The 14,079-nt window shown below is 65.0% G+C and carries 14 protein-coding genes and 1 pseudogene; 10 read left to right on the top strand and 5 right to left on the bottom strand.

Annotated elements, in window-relative coordinates; genetic code table 11:
• Positions 1 to 62 precede the first annotated feature (62 nt).
• Genes HDG33_RS11430 through HDG33_RS11410 form a run of 5 tightly spaced genes read left to right on the top strand, consistent with a single transcriptional unit; the run spans position 63 to position 5,729 of the window.
• Positions 63 to 944, top strand: coding sequence for a MoxR family ATPase (locus HDG33_RS11430; RefSeq protein WP_090802637.1), 882 nt, complete (start codon positions 63 to 65; stop codon positions 942 to 944).
• An 11-nt stretch (positions 945 to 955) separates the two neighbouring features.
• Positions 956 to 2,221: a VWA domain-containing protein gene (locus HDG33_RS11425; protein ID WP_184025989.1), complete on the top strand. Its 1,266-nt coding sequence runs from the start codon at positions 956 to 958 to the stop codon at positions 2,219 to 2,221.
• On the top strand, positions 2,212 to 2,826 hold the full coding sequence (locus HDG33_RS11420; protein WP_184025987.1) for a CoxG family protein: 615 nt from the start codon (positions 2,212 to 2,214) through the stop codon (positions 2,824 to 2,826). The genes HDG33_RS11425 and HDG33_RS11420 overlap by 10 nt, the downstream gene beginning before the upstream one ends.
• Entirely contained in the window at positions 2,799 to 3,821 is a 1,023-nt protein-coding gene (locus HDG33_RS11415) for an XdhC family protein (protein WP_184002850.1), read from the top strand. Before HDG33_RS11420 ends, HDG33_RS11415 begins: the two co-directional genes overlap by 28 nt.
• A 9-nt stretch (positions 3,822 to 3,830) precedes the next feature.
• The gene (locus HDG33_RS11410; protein WP_184025985.1) at positions 3,831 to 5,729 is read left to right on the top strand and encodes a DUF3857 and transglutaminase domain-containing protein; all 1,899 of its coding nucleotides are present in this window, start codon (positions 3,831 to 3,833) and stop codon (positions 5,727 to 5,729) included.
• A gap of 11 nt (positions 5,730 to 5,740) precedes the next feature.
• Here HDG33_RS11410 and HDG33_RS11405 read toward each other — a convergent pair whose 3' ends face one another.
• The 3 genes from HDG33_RS11405 to HDG33_RS11395 all read right to left on the bottom strand — a co-directional run bounded on the left by HDG33_RS11405 (position 5,741) and on the right by HDG33_RS11395 (position 7,608).
• The gene (locus HDG33_RS11405) at positions 5,741 to 6,778 is read right to left on the bottom strand and encodes a serine/threonine protein kinase (protein ID WP_184025983.1); all 1,038 of its coding nucleotides are present in this window, start codon (positions 6,776 to 6,778) and stop codon (positions 5,741 to 5,743) included.
• A gap of 218 nt (positions 6,779 to 6,996) precedes the next feature.
• The gene (locus HDG33_RS11400) at positions 6,997 to 7,209 is read right to left on the bottom strand and encodes a hypothetical protein (RefSeq protein WP_018419122.1); all 213 of its coding nucleotides are present in this window, start codon (positions 7,207 to 7,209) and stop codon (positions 6,997 to 6,999) included.
• Positions 7,210 to 7,443: 234 nt separating this feature from the next.
• Complete coding sequence (locus HDG33_RS11395; protein WP_184025967.1) at positions 7,444 to 7,608, bottom strand: hypothetical protein; 165 nt, start codon at positions 7,606 to 7,608, stop codon at positions 7,444 to 7,446.
• A 65-nt stretch (positions 7,609 to 7,673) separates the two neighbouring features.
• On the opposite strand from HDG33_RS11395, the pseudogene HDG33_RS11390 reads away from it, so the two are divergent.
• From HDG33_RS11390 to HDG33_RS11380, 3 genes and pseudogenes are all read left to right on the top strand, one after another.
• Positions 7,674 to 8,494: pseudogene (locus HDG33_RS11390) on the top strand (efflux RND transporter permease subunit); the annotation flags it as partial.
• A gap of 428 nt (positions 8,495 to 8,922) precedes the next feature.
• Positions 8,923 to 10,113, top strand: a complete 1,191-nt coding sequence (locus tag HDG33_RS11385) for an MFS transporter (RefSeq protein ID WP_311548287.1) — start codon at positions 8,923 to 8,925, stop codon at positions 10,111 to 10,113.
• Between the two features lie 326 nt (positions 10,114 to 10,439).
• Positions 10,440 to 10,622 carry a hypothetical protein gene (locus tag HDG33_RS11380; protein ID WP_090805541.1) on the top strand — a complete coding sequence of 61 codons (183 nt, stop codon included), beginning with the start codon at positions 10,440 to 10,442 and terminating at the stop codon, positions 10,620 to 10,622.
• Between the two features lie 100 nt (positions 10,623 to 10,722).
• Here HDG33_RS11380 and mgrA read toward each other — a convergent pair whose 3' ends face one another.
• Positions 10,723 to 11,766 carry an L-glyceraldehyde 3-phosphate reductase gene (gene mgrA, locus HDG33_RS11375; protein WP_184025953.1) on the bottom strand — a complete coding sequence of 348 codons (1,044 nt, stop codon included), beginning with the start codon at positions 11,764 to 11,766 and terminating at the stop codon, positions 10,723 to 10,725.
• 228 nt (positions 11,767 to 11,994) lie between these two features.
• On the opposite strand from mgrA, the gene HDG33_RS11370 reads away from it, so the two are divergent.
• Positions 11,995 to 12,201, top strand: coding sequence for a DUF3185 family protein (locus HDG33_RS11370; protein ID WP_018419114.1), 207 nt, complete (start codon positions 11,995 to 11,997; stop codon positions 12,199 to 12,201).
• Between the two features lie 31 nt (positions 12,202 to 12,232).
• Here HDG33_RS11370 and HDG33_RS11365 read toward each other — a convergent pair whose 3' ends face one another.
• Positions 12,233 to 12,994: a phytanoyl-CoA dioxygenase family protein gene (locus HDG33_RS11365; protein ID WP_184025950.1), complete on the bottom strand. Its 762-nt coding sequence runs from the start codon at positions 12,992 to 12,994 to the stop codon at positions 12,233 to 12,235.
• 571 nt (positions 12,995 to 13,565) lie between these two features.
• Between HDG33_RS11365 and HDG33_RS11360 the strand changes: the two genes are divergently transcribed.
• Positions 13,566 to 13,940: a hypothetical protein gene (locus HDG33_RS11360; RefSeq protein WP_184025947.1), complete on the top strand. Its 375-nt coding sequence runs from the start codon at positions 13,566 to 13,568 to the stop codon at positions 13,938 to 13,940.
• The last annotated feature ends 139 nt before the right edge of the window (positions 13,941 to 14,079 follow it).

The raw sequence follows: 14,079 nt of genomic DNA, 5'->3' as shown, positions 1-14,079 counted from the left end.
CCATTGCGTTCTTCACTCGCGCCACGCTTTGCCATGGCCTGTCGCGCAGATTCAGGATCACCATGCAGCCGGCTTCGATCGACGACACCCTCGCCCAACTCGCCGCCCAACGCTATTTCGCGAGCCGCGAGCTCGCGACCGCACTGTATCTCGCGCTGCGCATGGAGCGGCCGTTGTTCGTCGAAGGCGAGCCGGGTGTCGGTAAAACCGAGCTCGCGAAAGCGGCGGCGGGCATGCTCGGCACCACGTTGCTGCGCCTGCAATGCTATGAAGGCCTCGACACCGCGAGCGCGCTTTATGAATGGGATTACCCGCGCCAGATCATGGCGCTGCGGCTTGCCGAAGCGAGCGGCGAGCGCCCCGACAACGACACGCTATATCGTGGCGAATTCCTGCTGAAGCGTCCGCTTCTGCAGGCGTTGATGCCCGACGAAAACCATCCCGGCGCGCGGCGCGTGCTGCTGATCGACGAAATCGACCGCGCCGACGAACCGTTCGAGGCATTCCTGCTCGAACTCCTTTCGGATTTCCAGGTATCGATTCCCGAATACGGCACCGTGCGCGCGACGCAGCCGCCGCTCGTCATCATGACGTCGAACCGCACGCGCGAAGTGCACGACGCGTTGAAGCGCCGCTGTCTGTATCAATGGATCGGCTATCCGGACCGCGATCGCGAACTGGAGATCGTCGCCGCGCGCGCGCCGCAAACGTCGGCGCAATTGCAGCGGCGCGCGGTCGACTTCGTGCATCGGCTGCGCGGCATGGATCTGTTCAAGGCGCCCGGCATTGCCGAGACGATCGACTGGTGCCGCGCGCTCGAAGCGCTGTCGGTCACGGAGCTCGATCCGCAATCGGTGCAGAACACGCTCGGCGTGCTGCTCAAGTATCAGGACGATCTCGCGCGTGTGGATGCCGCGCAGATCGCGCAGTGTCTGTCCGGGTGAGGGTCGTTGGCATGACGAACGGAACCGGCTCGGGCAGGCTCGACGACACGAACCAGCACACTGCGCCCACGCTCGCGCGCAACGTCGTCCATTTCGTGCGCGTGCTGCGCGGCGCCGGCTTGCCGATGTCGCCCGCACAAGCAGTCGACGCACTCGCCGCGTTGCAGTGGATCGACCTCGGCCGCCGCGACGACGTGCACGCCGCGCTTGCCGCGCTGCTCGTCACCGCGCCCGACGAACGCGAACTCTTCAATGCCGCGTTCGATCTGTTCTGGCGCGACCCCGATTGGGAAGGCAAGCTGCGCGCGCTGCTGCTGCCGAAAGTGCGCGACGGGCTGCCACCGCCGAAGCGCAACAACCGTCTCGCCGATGCGCTCGCGGTGCGCATGCCACCGTCGCCGCATCTGAATGCGCCGCAGGAAACCGAGCAGCACGAGTTGCATGCGCAGTTGACGTTCAGCGCAGAAGAGCGGCTGCGTCATCGCGATTTCGACACGCTGAACGCCGACGAATGGCGCACGCTGCGGCATCTGATTCGCGGCCAGCGGCTGCCGCTCGCAACCGAATCGACGCGGCGCCTGAAGGCGGCATCGCACGGCACGCATGCGGACTTGCGCGCGAGCGCGCGGCATGCGGTGCGCGCCGGTGGCGACTGGACCGTGTGGAAGTATCGCGCGAGGGTGGAGCGCAAGCCGCCGCTCGTGCTGCTGCTCGACATTTCCGGCTCGATGAGCAACTACTCGCGCGCAGTGCTCTACTTTTGCCACGCGTTGTTGCAGTCGCGCGAACGTCTGCAGGTGTTTCTGTTCGGCACGCGGCTCACGAACGCGACGCGCGCATTGCGCGAACGCGATCCGGACGTCGCGATCGCGACGCTCAGCGATCAGGTGGTCGACTGGTCGGGCGGCACACGCATCGGCGCGGCGCTCGCCGAGTTCAACCGACGCTGGGCGCGCCGCGTGCTCACAGGTCGTGCGACGGTGCTGCTCGTCACCGACGGTCTCGATCACGAAGCGATCGACGTGCTCGATACCGAAATGGCGCGCCTCGCACGCTTCGCGCATCGCATCGTGTGGCTCAATCCGCTGCTGCGGTTCAGCGGCTTTACTCCGAAGGCGCGCGGCGTGCAGGCGATCCTGCCGTATGTCGACGCGCATCGTCCGGTTCATAATCTAGACAGTCTCGCAGCATTCGGCCACGATCTCGCGCAACTGACGCGCGCGCCTCGCCACGCCGTCGCCGCGACGACACTCGCAGGAGCAACGTCATGGAATTGAGCGAAACTCATACGCTGCCGGTCGCGCAGCAGCAAACGTGGGACGCGTTGAACGACACCGAGATTCTGCGCGCTTGCATCCCCGGCTGCGAAAGCATCGACCCGGACGGCGAAAACGCGTACCTGGTCACGCTGGTCGCGGCGGTCGGCCCGGTCAAGGCGCGCTTCAAGGGGCGCATGCAACTGACCGATATCGACGCACCGAACAGCTACACCATTGTGTTCGAAGGCCAGGGCGGCGCCGCGGGTTTTGCCAAGGGCAACACGCATGTCACGCTCGAAGCCGACGGCGATGCCGCGACGAAGCTCTCCTACACCGCCAATGCGCAGGTCGGCGGCAAGCTCGCGCAGATCGGCTCGCGGCTCGTCGACGGTGCGGCGCGCAAGATTGCGGGGGAGTTTTTCAAGCGCCTTGGCGCCCAGCTCTCGGGAGACAATAGCGCTGATGAAACAGCGGAAGGCGACGCCCCGGTGCAGACCGAAACCGAAGCCGAAGCCGCATCCGCCTCCGGGCAAACGGAATCGAACGAGGCCGCGGACGGCGAGTCCGGCGGCGAAGCAAAGAAAGGGAAGAAATCATGGACAGCGTGGATCTCGAAGTTCTGAAAACCAGCGCCCGCTGGCTGGCGGACGGACATCGCGCGCTCCTCGTGACGGTCGTGAAGACGTGGGGCTCGTCGCCGCGTCCCGAGGGCGCGATGCTCGCGGTGCGCGACGACGGCCTCGTGGTGGGCTCGGTGTCGGGCGGCTGCATCGAAGACGATCTGATCGATCGCGTGCGGCAACGGGGCATCGAGCAGACACATCCGGAGGCGGTGAAGTACGGCATCACGGCCGAGGAAGCGCATCGCTTCGGCCTGCCGTGCGGCGGCACGATCCAGCTCGTGCTCGAACCGTTGACGCGGCAAAGCGGCATCGCCGAGCTGTGTCACGCAGTCGAAAATGGCCGGCTCGTCGCGCGCGAACTCGACATGACGACGGGCGCGGTGCGGCTCGACAACGCGCAGGCGACCGACGGCGTGCATTTCGACGGTGAGCGTCTGTTGACGATCCACGGCCCGCGCTACCGGATGCTAGTGATCGGCGCCGGGCAGTTGTCTCGCTACCTGTGTCATATCGCGGTGGGGCTCGATTATCAGGTGACGGTCTGCGATCCGCGCGAGGAATACACCGAGGAATGGGACGTGCCGGGCACGAAGATCGTGCGCACGATGCCGGACGACACCGTGATCGACATGAAGCTCGACGAGCGCTGCGCGGTGATCGCGCTCACGCACGATCCGAAGCTCGACGATCTCGCGCTGATGGAAGCATTGAAGACGCCGGCGTTTTATGTCGGCGCGCTCGGCTCGCGCAGGAACAATCACGCGCGACGCGAGCGCCTGAAGGAGTTCGATCTGAACGAAGCCGAACTGGCCCGCTTGCATGGACCTGTCGGCATTTATATCGGCAGCAGGACGCCGCCCGAGATCGCGGTGTCGATTCTGGCGGAGGTGACGGCGGCGAAAAATGGCGTGTCGCTGCCGACGCTATTGCAGGTCGAAGGCGCGAAGGCCGCGCGGGAGATTGCGGCGTCGGGTGGCGCCGCTTGCAGCGTGTAGCCCGCCGTCATGCGACTCTGCCTCGTGGTCCTTGCCTCCGCCGGCTGGCTGGCCGGCATTCACGCCGCGAACGCGAGCGCGCCGCTCAACCTCGACGATCCCTACACCAACGAAGGCGAGACGCAGACCTTCGCCGTCAACGCTGACGGCTCGTATGCGAAGCTCGATTCGATGACGCTGCGCGTGAACAACGAAGCCGGCGTCGAGCGGGTCGCTCAGCAATACGTCTGGTTCAACCGCAACATGGCCGACGTGCAGATCCTCGAGGCCTACACGGTCACCGCCGACGGCAAGCGTCACGATGTTGCGCCCGAGCAGATCCGCGACGTGCAGGAAGTCCGCTCGTTCGACGCGCCGATGTTCCAGGACATCCAGGAAAAGGTGATCGTGTTCCCCGCGGTCGAACCCGGCGCGCGCGTGCATCTGACGTACCGCAAGACGCAGCGTCAGCCGATAGTGCCGGGCGAATTCAGCGACTTCACGCCGCCCGATCTCGCGCCGACCCGCAACTTCCGCCTGATCTACGACCTACCCGCCGACAAGCCGCTGTATGCGGACGCGCGCGGCTTCAGCGCAGTGACACCGGTCACGCGCGACGGCCGCACGCGTTACGAATTCCGCTATGACAAGGCACACTTCGACCGGCTCGAACGCGGCTCGGTCGCGTACGTGTCGTACGGTGATCGGCTGATGGTGTCGACCTTCCCGAGCTATGCCGCGTTCGCCGCCTCCTATCGCAGCTCCGCGGCCGACCCGGGCGCGCACGACGTCGCGATCACCCAGTTCGCGCAGCAGCTGACCGCGCACGATCACACCCCACACGACAAAGCCAAAACGCTGTACGACTGGGTTCGCCGCAATATCCGCTATGTCGCGATCTACGTCGGACGCGGCGCCGTCGTGCCGCACAGCGCGAGCGCGATCCTCGCGAACCGCTATGGCGACTGCAAGGACCACGTCGCGCTCTACGGCGCGCTGCTCGACGCGCTCGGCGTGCGCAACGAGCCGGCGTTGATCAGCAGCGGCACGATCTACACGCTGCCGAGCGTCCCGGGCTACGGCGTCATCAATCATGCGATCACGTGGCTGCCTGATTTGCAGATGTACGCGGATTCGACCGCGTCGAACGTCGAATTCGGTTTTCTGCCTTCGTCCGACATGGACCGTCCTACCGTGCTGATCGGCGACGGCGTGCTCGCGCAGACGCCGGCCACCGCGCAGATGTCGCGCAGCACCGATCTCGCGATCAAGATCGAACCGGATGGCTCGGCGAGCTTCACGTATCGGCTGCAGGATGCCGGGCCGTACGCCGAGCAGGCCCGCGCGCGGCTGCGCACGCAAACGCCCGCGCAACGCGAGGAATCGATTCAGACCGAGTTGCGCAACGCGAATCTGCGCGGCACCGCGACGCTGACGACGAGCGACCTCAGCGCGGCCGACGGCCCGCTCACGCTGACGATGAAAGGCACGCTCGAGAGTCTCGTGGTGACCGGCATGACGGCCTCGATTCCGGCCTTGACGAGCTTCGGCGGCGGCGTCGAAGCCGACACGCGCTACTGGCTCGGCGAACGCAAGCGCACGCAGCCGTTCGTGTGCCACAACCTCGCGATCCACGAACGCGCGCGCATCGAACTGCCGGCCAATTTCCGCGTGCTCGACATGCCGGAGGCGCAACGCACGCAGGACCGCTTCGTCGATTTCACGTCGCAGTACACGTTCGATCCGCGTAGCCACGTGGTCACGATGACGCGCGACGGCGCCACCCATTTCGACAGCGACGTCTGCACGCCCGACGATTTCACGCGCATGCGTCCCGCGATCGAAGCGATTGGGCGGGACGTGCGCGCGGAGGTGATCGTCAGATCGACGTTGGTGGAGTCGTCGAATGTGGCGTCGCAGGCGCCTTGACCGTCAGGACGTCAAACCGGCCACAACGGCCCTTCCTGCATCGCGCCGATCTGCTCGCGCATCTCGAGGATGCGATCTTCCCAGTAGCGCTGCGTGTTGAACCACGGAAACGCGGCCGGAAACGCCGGATCGTTCCAGCGGCGCGCGAGCCATGCCTGATAGTGAATCAGCCGCAACGTGCGCAGCGCTTCGATCAGATAAAGCTCGCGCGGATCGAATTCGCAGAAATCCTCGTAACCGGCGAGCAGATCGGCCAGCGCGCGCGACGCCTCCGCACGCTCGCCCGGCAACAGTAGCCACAAATCCTGAATCGCGGGCCCCATGCGGCTGTCGTCGAAATCGACGAAATGCGGGCCCGCGTCGGTCCACAGCACGTTGCTCGGATGACAGTCGCCGTGCAGACGCAGCCTGCGAATCTCGCCAGCCCGCTCGAAGGCACCCGCGACGCCTTCGAGCGCGAGATTCACGACGGTTTCCCACGCGGTGCGCAGATCGTCGGGAACGAAACGGTGCGCGAGCAGGAAGTCGCGCGGCTCGTAGCCGAACGTGTCGATGTTTAGCGTGGGACGTTCTACGTAGTCCTGGGTCTCCCCAATCGCATGAATGCGTCCGATGAAACGCCCCAGCCATTCCAGCGTGTCGCGCCGGTCGAGATCCGGCGCGCGACCGCCGCGTCGCTCGAAGACCGAGAAGCGGAAGCCGTCGAAGCTGTGCAGCGTGCGGCCATCGAGCACGCGCGCGGGCACGGCTGGGATCTCGCGCGCGACGAGTTCGGCGACGAACGCGTGCTCTTCGAGAATTCCCGCGTCGCTCCAGCGCTCGGGACGATAGAACTTCGCGACCACGGGCGGACCGTCTTCGACGCCGACCTGATACACGCGATTTTCGTAGCTGTTGAGCGGCAGCAGACGGCCGTCGGTACGCACGCCGGTCGTTGCGAGCACGCCGTCGATCGCGTCGAGCACGGTTTCCGGCGTGAGCCGCGCGAATGGCACGGCGCCATCGGCGCCGGCCTCGGGATGGGAATTGTCGGGAATGGTGTCGTTCATGCCCCGCATTGTGCGCCGCGCCGCGGGTAAAGACGAGGGCGACGACTCACAATGCGTGCGTGGCATCGCTAGAAATACGGGCTGATTTGGGACGCGCCGTGAATCGACGCGCGCATCGGCCCACGGCGATGCTGGCGAGCCGATCTCACCTTACAGCATCACTACAGCCCGCACCTGCGGGTCACACAACGGCAATGAGCAACCGGTAAGCCTCTCGTTCAATGCGTCTGCGCGCCGGCCGGACGTATCAGGTCGCCGGTATCGATCAGATCTTCCAGGAAAAAGGGTTCGGTATTGAGTTGCTGCGAGGCGCCGGGCTCGCCGGCGTACCACGCCACCATCGCCATGTCGCCAAGAATGCGCATGACGATTCCGCGCGCGCCTTGCGGCACGGCGATATGTACCGATCGGACAATGGAACCGACTTCCATGATAATTCCCCGCTTCCCTTAGCCGGCTTTATGATTTCACGCCGGTCGAGGTGATGATAAAAACGCCGCTTCGCATTTGACGTTGCGTGCGCACTTAATCTGTCGCGCGCATGGCGCGTAAGAGGTTCGAGTCATTGTTCCCGCTTTGCGGGGCTTTGGGAAGGCGAATAGAAGGCTTTCACCCGTCGTTTCGCCCTATTCCCATTACGCTGCGCATGGCCGATTATCTCGGCGTCAGACGTCGTAATGCGGACCATCATAAACCCTGCGGGGGGAGACATCAAAAACGTGCACGGCCAGAACGATCTGCCAGATGCGGGCGCCGCGCGGCTTCGCACCTGCCTTCGCGCCGAGGTGCGCGCCTGCGTTTCCGATCCGCGCGGCGCGCTCGCCGCTCATTTCATTCGTCTGCGCTAGTCATGTGGATCGTTCGTCTCGCGCTACGGCGCCCCTAGACGTTCGTCGTGCTGGCGCTGCTATTGCTGATCGTCGGACCGTTGACCATTCTGCGCACGCCCACCGACATCTTTCCGAACATCGATATTCCGGTGCTCTCGGTCATCTGGTCGTATAACGGCCCGCCCGCCGACGAAATGGAGCGGCGCATCGCGCTGAACTACGAGCGCGGTTCGTGCGTGCATCCGTGCAGGGCGTATTGCGTGAAGTGCTGATCGCCGCGTGCCTGACGGGCCTGATGATTCTGCTGTTCCTCGGCAACTGGCGCGCGACGCTGATCATCGCAGTATCGATTCCGTTGTCGATGATCACGTCGATCATCGCGTTGTCCGCGCTCGGTCAGACGATCAACATCATGACGCTCGGCGGCCTCGCGCTCGCGGTCGGGATTCTCGTCGACGATGCGACCGTCGCGATCGAAAACATCAACCATCAGTTCGAACAGGGCAAGACGCTCGAACAGGCGATTCTCGACGGCGCGCATCAGATCGCGATTCCGACGCTGGTGTCGACGCTGTCGATCTGTATCGTGTTCGTGCCGATGCTTCTGCTCACCGGTGTCGCGCACTATCTGTTCATTCCGCTTGCCGAAGCGGTGGTTTTCGCGATGCTCGCGTCGTACTTCTTCTCGCGTACGCTCGTGCCGACGCTCGCGAAGTATCTGCTGCGCTATCACCACAAGCCCGCGGATTTACATCTCGAAGCGCGAGTCGCGCGACCGGGACTGTTCGTCACGCTGTTTCTCGCGTGCTGTTGCGCGTCGCTGCTGTTGCTGCCGTTTATCGGCCGCGACTTTTTCCCCGCCGTCGATGCCGGCACGATCGCGCTGACCAACGAGCGCAACGCGGTCGCGATCGCGCGCCGCCGGATGGCCGCGAGCGTCGCGCTGGTGAAGGCGCTCGGCGGCGGCTGGGATACCTCGAGACTGCCGGGCGACGACGCGCTCGTGCATCCGTCGACGGCGACTTCGGGGCCGACGCGGGCGCCGGCGCCGGGCAGTGAAGCCGAGGCACACGGCTAGCGCCGGGAGACAGGCGCGCGACATGTTGCGGATGGAGCGCTGCGGGTCACCATTGGCACGCCGCGTTGCCCGCGACGCCGGCTTGAAACGCGTTTTCAGCGTATCCTTAACACTTTTGCGCGTTTCCGTGTGACCCAAGGAGTTTTGTTGTGACCCTGCCGCCGCAATCCCAGCGGACTGCATCTGCCGTTCCTTCCCGCGGCGCAGCTTCAGCCGCTTGCGCAAGCACCACCACCGTGTCGGACATCCCTTATCTCGAACGCGGCTCGCGCGCGTACTGGCGTGCCAGCCTCGCGCTGCTGTTCGCCGGCTACGCGACGTTCTCGTTGCTCTACTGCGTGCAGCCGCTGCTGCCGTCGTTCTCCGAAGCGTTCAACGTGACGCCGGCGCAAAGCAGTCTGTCGTTGTCACTATCCACTGCTGCGCTCGCGCTCGCGATCTTCGTCGCCGGTTTCGTCTCCGAGGGTTGGAGCCGGCACAAGCTGATGACGCTGTCGCTGACGGTGTCGTCCGTGCTGACGATTGGCGTATCGGTCGCGCCGCACTGGCACCAGCTGCTCGTGCTGCGTACGCTCGAAGGGCTCGCGCTCGGCGGCGTGCCGGCCGTCGCGATGGCTTATCTCGCCGAGGAAGTGCATCCCGACGGCCTCGGCCTCGCAATGGGCCTGTACGTCGGCGGCACGGCGATCGGCGGCATGGCCGGCCGGGTCATCACCGGCGTGGTCGCGGATCTGTTTTCGTGGCGCATCGCGATCGGCACGATCGGCGTGCTCGGACTGCTGTCGATGCTCGCGTTCCGCGCGCTGCTGCCACCGTCGCGCCATTTCGTGCCGCGCCGCGGGCTCGGCTTGGCGCATCACCGCACGCTGCTGTTGCGCCAGTTCACGCGACCGGGTCTGCCGCTACTGTTCCTGCTCGGCTTCGTGCTAATGGGCAGCTTCGTCACGCTGTACAACTACATCGGCTACCGGCTGCTCGCGCCGCCGTATCGGTTGAATCAGACCGAGATCGGCGCGATTTTCATCGTCTATCTGGTTGGCGTGGTCGCGTCGCCATGGTCCGGGCGCATGGCCGACACGTTCGGCCGTGCACGCGTGCTGATCGGGAGCCTGCTGCTGATGGTGTTCGGCCTCGCGCTGACGATGCTGCATCCGCTCGCGGCGATCGCGACCGGTATCGCCTGCGTGACATTCGGGTTCTTTGCCGGGCATTCGGTCGCGAGCGGCTGGGTCGGGCGTCTGGCGAAAGACGCGAAAGGCCAGGCCGCTGCGCTGTATCTGCTCGCGTACTACATCGGCTCGAGCCTGGTCGGTTCGTATGGCGGCCATGTGTGGGCCGGTCATGGCTGGAACGGCGTCGTCGGGCTAGTCGGTGCGCTGCTCGTGATCGGCTTGATCGCGGCGAGCCGCCTGCGCGGGCGCGAATAGCCCGGCGCATCGGTCGCGTTGCGCGGTGCCGGCACCGCGACCCGGCCGCAATCAGCCAACCCGCATGGATCGGCGGCAAAACGAAAGGCTTGCGTAAGCGAACGTTTGATATTTTCCGCCGCGTTTTGTTGCGCCGCGCCAATCGCCGCGGGCCGCGCCGCGCCTGGGTTCAGCAGCTTACGAATAAGCGCCGACGCGCGAGCTTGCGCCGTCGCGCCGCTCGATCGGTCTCCTATACTCGATTCGTGCAATGGCGCGGCATGATTTCGAAGCCGCGGCCTCTGCCGGAACGACACAGCAACCATCCCGCATGGGAGGAGACGAAGATGACCTACTTTACGATCGGCGATTTCATCCTGGTCATTCCGATGGCATTGGCGGGCGCGCTATTCGTCGGCGCGCTGCCCTGCAAGACCGAGTTGCGACACAACGGGCTGCGTGTGCTGGGCGCGCTGATCGGTGTGATGTGCGCGGTTGCGCTGGTCGAGGGTCTGCCGGCGCTCGTGTAGCGGCGCGGCGAAATACCTGCAGAAAAGCCGCACGCTGAGCGTGCGGCTTCGTTTTGCCCTTGCGTCCGTCCGCCTGTTGCGCGGACGGCTCCTCACGCGATCAGATCGCCTGATCCGTCGACGGCTTTTCCCACAGATTGATCCCGCCTTCGGTCGCATAGCGATCGATTTCGGCGAGTTCGTCGGCCGAGAAGGCGAGCTTCTTCAGCGCGCCGACGTTCTCGCGCACCTGCTCCGCGCGGCTCGCGCCGATCAGCACCGAGGTCACGCGTGGATCGCGCAACGCCCACGCGAGCGCCATCTGCGCGAGGCTCTGACCACGGCGCTGCGCGATGTCGTTGAGCTTCCGCACGTGCTCGATGTTCCGCGGGCTCAGATGCTCGTCTTTCAGCGAACCGCCGCCCGGCTTGTTGACGCGCGCATCTTCCGGCACGCCGTTCAGGTACTTGCCGGTCAACAATCCCTGCGCGAGCGGCGTGAACGCGATCGTGCCCGCGCCGACTTCATCGAGCGTATCGAGCAGGTCGTGTTCGATCCAGCGGTTCAGCATGTTGTACGACGGCTGATGGATCAGCAGCGGCACCTTGTATTCGGCGAGCAGCTTCGCCATTTCGCGCGTTTTCGCCGACGAGTACGACGAGATGCCGATGTACAGCGCCTTGCCCTGCTGCACCGCGCTCGCGAGCGCGCCCGCGGTTTCCTCGAGCGGCGTGTGCGCGTCGAAGCGATGCGAATAGAAGATGTCGACGTAATCGAGGCCCATGCGCCTCAGGCTCTGATCGAGACTCGCGAGCACATATTTGCGCGAGCCGCCGCCCTGGCCGTACGGACCGGGCCACATATCCCAACCGGCCTTCGACGAAATCAGCAACTCGTCGCGATACGGTTTGAAATCGTCCTTGAACAGACGGCCGAAATTGGTTTCCGCGCTGCCGTACGGCGGGCCGTAGTTGTTCGCCAGATCGAAGTGCGTGATGCCGAGGTCGAAGGCCGTGCGCAGAATGTCACGCTGCGTCGAGATCGGCGTGGTGTCGCCGAAGTTGTGCCACAGGCCGAGCGACAGCGCCGGCAGTTTGAGACCCGACTTGCCGCAGACGCGGTATTGCATGTCCGAATAGCGTTCTGAAGCTGCTTCGTAAGCCATTGCTAGTGTCCTTGTCGATGAGATCGCCCGAGGATGGGGGGCGTGAGGATTCGCGCGTTGCGGGAGGCGTGCTGCTGGGGAGATTTGTTGTTGTGGTGTCGCCGCGATGCGGCCCGCCCGCTATGTTAGCCAATCGACGCGGCGCTTGCAGCGCAACCAGTATGCGGGATGGACGAGCACGCACGCCTCACCTACACTCTGGCCGGTTCAGGTTGATGGGAGGTGCAGATGACGAAAGCGATTTCGATCGCGCTGATTGTCGGCGGTATCGTGCTGCTGTATTTCGGCGGGCAGGCATTCAATTCGGTGAGCAGCGACGTGTCGCGCTTCTTTACCGGCTCGCCTAGCAACAAGGCGATCGTGCTGATCGTCGCGGGCGTGGTGGCGACGCTCGCCGGGCTGACGGGAATCGCGATGTCGGGGCGCAAGCGCTGAGCGTCGGCGCGAGGCCCGCGACCAAAATAATCTAGAACGCGATCTCGGGCTTCGCAGCCGAGCGCGTGCCGGGCAGCGGCACATTGCTTGCGCCGTGATAGGTGAACACCAGCGAGAACTTCACCTGGTCGCTCAGATTCTTGCCGGCCGAGTGCAGCGTGTTGCAGTGAAAGAACACCACGTCGCCAGTCTTCAGTTCGGGCGACACCGCCGTGCGGATCGCGGCCTCGTTCTCGGCGAGATCCGCGCGGAAAAACTTCGCTTCGTCGAAGCGGTCCGATGTGAACGCGGCGCCGTGCGATTGCGGCACGAACCACAGCGCGCCGTTATCGACGGTTTCCGGGCCGACCGCGAGCCACACCGACACCAGATCGTCGCGCTCGAACGACCAGTAGCGCGCGTCGCGATGCCAGCCGGTCAGGCTGCCGTACGCGGGGTGCTTGGTCATCATGCAGTTGTGATGCGCGCGCGACAGACGCGGCTCCTCGCCAAAATACAGCTCCATCCAGCCACGGATTTCGGACGCGGTCGCCCATTGCGCGAACGCGGGGTGACGACCGTACGCGTCGAGCAGGCGCCGCACCGTATGTCCGCCCGGAGCATCCTTCGATGACGGCGCGCCCGGATACTGCAAATCAGCTTCGAATTCGATCGGTGCCGCCGCTTCCTGCAGCTGCCGCTGCGCGATCCGCTTCAGCTCGTCGCAACGCTCGGGCGACACGAGTCCTGGCACGACGACAAAACCCTGCTCCCGCAACGTTTGAATCTGCTCTTTCTTCGAATGGAGTGACATGGCGTTCGGTTACCGTCGACTAACTGATGTTCGATTGTAAAACGGGCGCGATCGGGATGCGTTGGTTCACCGCGAGAGGCTCCTGCGTCCTGCTGATCTTTTGCGCCGGTCGCCTTCGCTTTTCGCGGCGCGCCAATGCACCGGTTTCAGGCGCGCGGCGCGCCCGCACCGCACATTCGCTGGGCAAACGCGCACGCAAATCGCCCGTAACGGGTGACAGCAGACTGGCATCCGCGACGATTCGATCCGCGGAGAAATCCGGTCTCGCAGGGTAATAACCGACTTTCTGACGTCATGATTCCCGTGTAGCCTGCTCGCATGTCGATCGTCGCTTACGCAGTTTTCTGTTGTGCGCAGGCCGTCAGGGCCCGTGCCGTCGGTTTCTCCGCGTTGTACCTTCGCTGCGCTGTGCGCCGTGTTTCGCGTCGCAATCTCCCGCGCCACGACCCGCACCGAATTTCCCGCTTTCAGGCCGTTCATCGCAACCCCGTCATTGGCACATATGGTGCTGTTTGTCCGTGCACATCCGGTGCACGCGCCGACGTGCGGTTCATTGCCTAAATGTGAAGCCATGCATACTCTTTTGAGCACCCGTCTTACCCGCGCCGCGCTGAAAGCAGCGCGTCCCGCGCGCCGCAATATGATGCGGGCGCTGCGCCATCATGCCGCGCGCACCCGCGCGCTCGGCGAGCAGTGGCGCGACGCGAAGGCCATCGACGGCTTTCGCACCTGGTTCCGTACGTTCTTCTCGGCGCTACGCCAGCAGAGCGGCACGCGCCGTCTGTCGCTGCGCACGCTGCTGCGCAAACCGACACCGTTGCGCCTCGCGGTCGCGAAACGCGCGCCGGCGGTGCGCACGCCTGCGAGCCGCCGACCGCGTCGCCTGTCGGCGAGCAGCGGCGGGTGGTTCGCGTTTGCGTTTGCGTTTGCGTTTGCGAGCCGGTGAGATTGCTGGGCCGGTGAGTTGCAGTTGCGCGTTGAGTGGCTAGACCGCTGATCTGCCGACCGGCTGGCCGTTCACCGCTGGGCTGACTTCGAGCACCGCAAGACTTCGAGCGCGCCGCCTCGACGACGTGCATCGCGCG

It is taken from the genome of Paraburkholderia sp. Cpub6 (assembly GCF_014201065.1).
GTDB classification, from domain to species: Bacteria; Pseudomonadota; Gammaproteobacteria; order Burkholderiales; family Burkholderiaceae; genus Paraburkholderia; species Paraburkholderia tuberum.
Note: the sequence above shows the minus strand (reverse complement) of the source record. Positions and strands in the feature narration are given on the sequence as shown.